Here is a 5,475-nt window from a genome sequence, read left to right as displayed (position 1 = left end):
CTACAGCTAATTAAAAGCCATATTATAATCCTTTTGAGTACGCTTAACTCGCGTTGTTGTTGTGTCTTTCATAATAAGTCGATTTTGTGTCAACTTATTTCAGGACGGGACAAAAAAAACAAAAAAACTGCCCGAAAACAGGCAGCTTTTTTTATTTTGAACCGGATCCTTATACTTTTGAAAGAACTCTTTTCTCCTCCGGCTGATGTTCTTTTTCCTCTTTATTGTCCTGATTGAAAGTTGATACTTTCTTGGTATCCCGCATAAAGGCATATACCAGTAACGACACAAATACACAAGCCGTTACATAATAGTAAAAGTAATGCTCATTACCGGCATCTTTAAACCATAACGCTACATATTCTGAAGTTCCTCCAAATACAGCCACCGTTAACGAATACGGTAAGCCTACTCCCAATGCCCGGATTTCCGTTGGGAATAATTCCGCTTTAACCACAGCATTAATTGAAGTATAACCGCTCACAATAATCAGTGCTATCATCACGATAAAGAACGCACTCCAGATACCGTCGGCCGGACTTAAATTGCCTAGAGCGTTAAACAACGGTACTGTTGCCAGTGTTCCTAAAATCCCGAAAGTCAGCAATAACGGCTTTCTTCCGATCTTATCGGATAACAACCCGAATACCGGCTGTAAGACTGCAAAAAGGAATAATGAAATAAAGGTAATAATCGTAGAATCTTCTTTCGAATATCCAACAGTATTGATCAGGTATTTCTGCATATAGGTCGAATAGGTATAAAAAGCAACCGTTCCGCCCAGAGTCAAACCAACCACCAGTGCCAACGCTCTCGGATGTTTCAGTAACTCGCTGATGCTGCCGCTTTTCTTTTCGGTGATCGTTTTGTTTTTATCATCTGTTTTTTTGAAAGCTTCCGTTTCTTCCATGTGGCTTCTCAGGTATAAAGCTACAATAGACAAGGCTGCTCCGATAAAAAACGGCACTCTCCATCCCCAATCATGCATTTGTTCTTCCGTTAGGAACATTTTTTGCATGATCAGCTGAATACCCAGGGCGATTAACTGCCCGCCAATTAGCGTGACATACTGAAAACTGGAATAGAACCCTCTTCTGCTGGACACTGCCATTTCACTCAAATAGGTTGCCGAAGTACCGTATTCTCCTCCAACACTCAATCCCTGCAGTAATCGGGCTACTAAAAGTAAAATGGGTGCCAGAATACCAATTACTTCAAATGAAGGTGTTAAGGCAATCAATAACGATCCTAAAGACATTAAAAGTACCGATAAGGTCATTGAGAATTTTCGTCCTGCTTTGTCCGCAATACTTCCGAACAGCCATCCGCCAATGGGACGCATTAAAAATCCGACTGCAAAAATTCCGGCTGTATTTAATAATTGTGCCGTCGGGCTGCTGGACGGGAAAAATACCGGAGCGAAATAAATGGAAAAGGCAGAATAGGCATACCAGTCATACCATTCCACTAAATTACCGATGGAACCGCTGATAATGGCTCTTAATCTGCGAGATACCGACATCTCCTGTGCTTCTATACTATTTGTATTCATCTGTTTTGTTTGCTTGATTTTTATAAACTAATTTGAACGCTTGCCAATATTTCACCGGCTCTTTGGGTTACTTTCAATGATTCCGGATCATAAAGTGGTCTGCTTGAATATTGCAGCGAAATTTTAGCATTATGATCTAAAATTAAAAAATTGGTGCCAATATCATAATAATGTCCTGTCTGATTTAAGGCTTCCAGATCTTTCAGCGCATAAACCACATAGGGCTGAATTCTTATTTTATCACTGAATTTTGGCAGTAAAAACCCGGCCTGAGTGTGCCAGATGGAACCGGTTCCCATCGAAAACCTTGCATTTCCGGCTCCTTCGGCTACTCTGTTTCCTGTAAAACCGGCATCAACCGTACCCGGATTCATAATCCCGGTTGTCCGGATATAATTAGGTCCGAAATTGTAATCGTAAAAAACACTATAAAGGGATGCTGACATTTTTTTGGAAGGATCCCCTACCGGAAATTCGGTAAACACATCCACACCAAAAACACTGATATTATGATAGGATAAAGAACTGTCAGGGTTCAAAGTAGCCATTCCTTCGGCATTGCTGTAAAATCCGGCACCCACATTAAAAATCTTTTTTTCGCCCAGATAGGTTCCCGGCAGAAACGAAGAGGTAATCGCTTCCTTATCCTTAAACTGGTAGAAAATATAACCTGCTGTGGCAAGATTTCCTTTCTGGTTGTTATCAACCGCTATCGTAGCCGCTGTAGGTTTAATATCGGTGGCAAAGGGTTTATTCACATTGAAGCGGTATGCCAGGCGTTTGTATTCGCCATGAACAAAAATTCCGAATTGCCGGGACATCTGGTCGGACATTTCGATTGTCGGGAAATTGTAAATCGGCAGATCTGCCGTCAGCATTTTATTGGAACTCGCATTGGTCAGACGGCTAACACCATTCCAGGAATGCAGTCCGGTTCCAACGGACAGCGAAAAGTTTTCCGTTTTCGGAATAACAACAAACTCATTATAGGCATCGTGGAAAAATATTTTGGCTTTTTTTCCTTTTCCGTCAGCTCCATTTGCTGTTCCACCACCGGAAATAAACGTTTGGTTGTTCATTCCCACCTGAAAGAACAACTTGAATCTTTTGGAAAGCTGTACCGTTGTGGAGATTCTCATTCTTCGGATTCCGGCATCATAACCATTTTCCGATGGAAGTCCGTTCACCATTGTTCCCGGATTGTTTTCAATGTAGCGAAACCAGGTTTGATTCCAGATACCAAATTGCAGGTATTTGTCGCCCGCCTCATTGAATTTTATTTTAAGCGAACCCAAAGGTTCCTTTTTTTCTTCTTTAGCCGGCTCTTCCTGTGCAAAAAGGCTCGCGCCACACAAGAGCATACAGACTAAAGAAAGTCGGTTTTTAAAAAGAATTTTCATTTGCGCTTTGGTTGTTTTGTTTCTTTGTTTTGCTTATGGTATAATTATTTAACTATTCCATAACACAAACAAAACACCCAACTTTGAGGAAATTTTGAAGAAAAACTGTAGAAACCTTGAAATTGCGTTTTTTTAACAATTTAGGCTTTTTTAAAGCGAATTTTAAAACTATGAATTCCGTTTTCATAATAATATGCAACAGAATAGCCATAGAGATCAATTATTTTTTTAACGATTGACAACCCGATTCCGGAAGATGTTTTTTTGGAATTTCCTTTTTGAAAACGGTCAAATACCTTTTCAGGGGCAATGTTTGGAGGATTACCGGTATTCTCAACCAGCAAATAATCTGTATTTAATGTTACTTTTATTGTTCCGTTGGGAATATTATGCCGGATGGCATTGGTGATAATGTTGTTATGCAGTATTTTAATCAGAACGTCATCAATAACGACAAATACGTCATCGTCAATGGCTGTTGTGAGTTCCAGGTCGTTCAAATCAATGATATCGGTAAAACGTCCGAGGCTCTTTTTCAGGTAATTACTCAGGTTAATTTCGTTATCTGTAATCGTAAAATGATCTAATTTGGTAAGTAGTGTCAATGATTTCTGTACGGATGACAAACGCACCAGCTCTTCCGAAATTTTAATAACATCGTGCAGCTGCTGTTCCGTCAGATCGGTTTGCAGTAATAAATCAATTTTGGCCTGCATCACCGCTACCGGTGTTTGCAATTCGTGTGAGGCATTTTCAGAAAATTCTTTTAGAGAAAGGTAATCCCTCCTGCTTCTCTTTAAAGTACTTTCTATAAATGAGTTTAACCGGTTGAACTCGTATGTTGTTGATTTTTCTAAAACAACATCATCATTATCGGAGATCTGAAAATTTGAAATGGCCAGCAATGTTTTTTGAAAAGGATCCAGGATATAGATGGAAATGATCTGGCTTAACACAATAACCAGTGTAATCAGGAACACAAATGTCCAAGCAAAAACCATCGCCAAACCAGTAATATACTGGTCTTTAGGTTTTATAATCGGCGCTTTGGTCGTAATTTCATAGTGCGTATTATTGATCTTATGAACTGTCGTGTACTGGACAATATTAAGGGTACTTTTTAATAGATTTGTCCAGCGGTAATCGTTTTCAACCCGTTCGTCCGGGATTTTTTTTACCGTGTCCAGTACGGTGATTTTTACAAAATTGTTGTTCCGGTAAGCGTTATAGTTCCCGTTTTTCTCAATATCTCTGACAATTGTCGTATTCAGATTCTTTAAAACGGCTATCGTTGCCTGTTCGGCACTTCTGTTCACGGCAACATAATTGATCCCGATCCCGATCAGCAAAACAAAGAAGGAAATAATGGAATATGCCAGTGTAAACTTGTGATTTAAACGCATCTATAGTGAAAATTTATACCCCAAACCATAAACCGTACTGATATAATCCTCTCCTCCGGCATCGACAATCTTTTTTCTCAGATTCTTAACGTGCTGGTAAATAAAGTCGAAATTGTCCAGATTATCCGTATAATCGCCCCAAAGGTGGGAAGCTATCGTTTGTCTGGATAAAACCCGGTTTTTATTATTGATAAAATAAATCAGCAGATTTGTTTCTTTTTTGGTGAGTAACAAGGCTTTACCGTTTACCAAAACTTCCAGGGATTGCAGGTCAACACTAATTTCATTGTATTCAAGCTTAGACGAAAGCGTACTATTTTTCCTTCTCATTACTGCTTTTATCCTTGAAAAAAGTTCCGGTAATGGAAAAGGTTTGGTTATATAATCATCGGCACCGGCATCCAGTCCGATAATTTTAAAATCCAGTGTATTTTTTGCAGAGACTATAATCACACTGGAATCATTTCCTTCTTTACGCAGTAATTTAAGCAGATCAATGCCATTTCCGTCGGGCAACATGATATCCAGTATGATACAATCATAGCTATATAAAATTAATTTGTCCCGTGCTTCGTCAAAATTGGACGCAACTTCACAGATATAATGCTCATTAATTAAATATTCGGATATGCTTTTACGTAATTCGGGATTGTCTTCAACCAGTAATAACTTCATTGGAAATGTTTATACCGTAAAAAAAATTATTCTAAACAGAAAAAACAAGTAAAATCCATTAAAATATGGATCAGGAGGTCAACTATTTTAAAATTTCAGAGATTTTTCAGGTCATTTAACCGGTTCCCCACACTTCACACTTCTCACTTCTTTTCTCTCACTTCTTTTCTCTCACTTCTTTTCTCTCACTTCTTTTCTCTCACTTCTTTTCTCTCACTTCTTTTCTCTCACTTCTTTTCTCTTGCTTCTTTTCTCTTGCTTCTTTTCTCTTGCTTCTTTTCTCTTGCTTCTTTTCTCTTGCTTCTTTTCTCTTGCTTCTTTTCTCTTGCTTCTTCAAAACAAAAAACCCTATCCGTTATGGATAGGGTTTTCAAAAGAAAGGCGGCGACATACTCTCCCACAGGATTGCAGTACCATCTGCGCAGGCGGGCTTAACTTCTCTGTT

The 5,475-nt window shown here is 38.9% G+C and carries 5 protein-coding genes; all 5 read right to left on the bottom strand.

What is annotated here, in order from left to right; all coding sequences use genetic code 11:
- Positions 1-169 precede the first annotated feature (169 nt).
- Positions 170-1,552 carry an MFS transporter gene (locus BGO42_RS15175; RefSeq protein WP_286749472.1) on the bottom strand — a complete coding sequence of 461 codons (1,383 nt, stop codon included), beginning with the start codon at positions 1,550-1,552 and terminating at the stop codon, positions 170-172.
- A 20-nt stretch (positions 1,553-1,572) separates the two neighbouring features.
- Positions 1,573-2,952 carry a porin gene (locus BGO42_RS15170; RefSeq protein ID WP_286749471.1) on the bottom strand — a complete coding sequence of 460 codons (1,380 nt, stop codon included), beginning with the start codon at positions 2,950-2,952 and terminating at the stop codon, positions 1,573-1,575.
- Between the two features lie 140 nt (positions 2,953-3,092).
- Positions 3,093-4,355, bottom strand: coding sequence for a sensor histidine kinase (locus BGO42_RS15165; RefSeq protein ID WP_286749470.1), 1,263 nt, complete (start codon positions 4,353-4,355; stop codon positions 3,093-3,095).
- A complete protein-coding gene (locus BGO42_RS15160) occupies positions 4,356-5,030 on the bottom strand; it encodes a response regulator transcription factor (RefSeq protein WP_177734689.1) in 675 nt (224 codons plus the stop codon).
- A gap of 199 nt (positions 5,031-5,229) precedes the next feature.
- The gene (locus BGO42_RS15155; protein ID WP_286749468.1) at positions 5,230-5,367 is read right to left on the bottom strand and encodes a hypothetical protein; all 138 of its coding nucleotides are present in this window, start codon (positions 5,365-5,367) and stop codon (positions 5,230-5,232) included.
- Positions 5,368-5,475 lie beyond the last annotated feature (108 nt).

Source organism: Flavobacterium sp. 40-81, from assembly GCF_001898245.1.
Classification (GTDB): Bacteria; Bacteroidota; Bacteroidia; order Flavobacteriales; family Flavobacteriaceae; genus Flavobacterium; species Flavobacterium inviolabile.
The sequence above is the reverse complement of the archived record's forward strand: the minus strand, read 5'-3'. Positions and strand labels throughout refer to the sequence as shown.

Bases quoted from the DNA above. Each gene is read 5' to 3' on its own strand.
- BGO42_RS15175 (WP_286749472.1), bottom strand. From the start codon at position 1,552: ATGAATACAAATAGTATAGAAGCACAGGAGATGTCGGTATCTCGCAGA.
- BGO42_RS15170 (WP_286749471.1), bottom strand. From the start codon at position 2,952: ATGAAAATTCTTTTTAAAAACCGACTTTCTTTAGTCTGTATGCTCTTG.
- BGO42_RS15165 (WP_286749470.1), bottom strand. From the start codon at position 4,355: ATGCGTTTAAATCACAAGTTTACACTGGCATATTCCATTATTTCCTTC.
- BGO42_RS15160 (WP_177734689.1), bottom strand. From the start codon at position 5,030: ATGAAGTTATTACTGGTTGAAGACAATCCCGAATTACGTAAAAGCATA.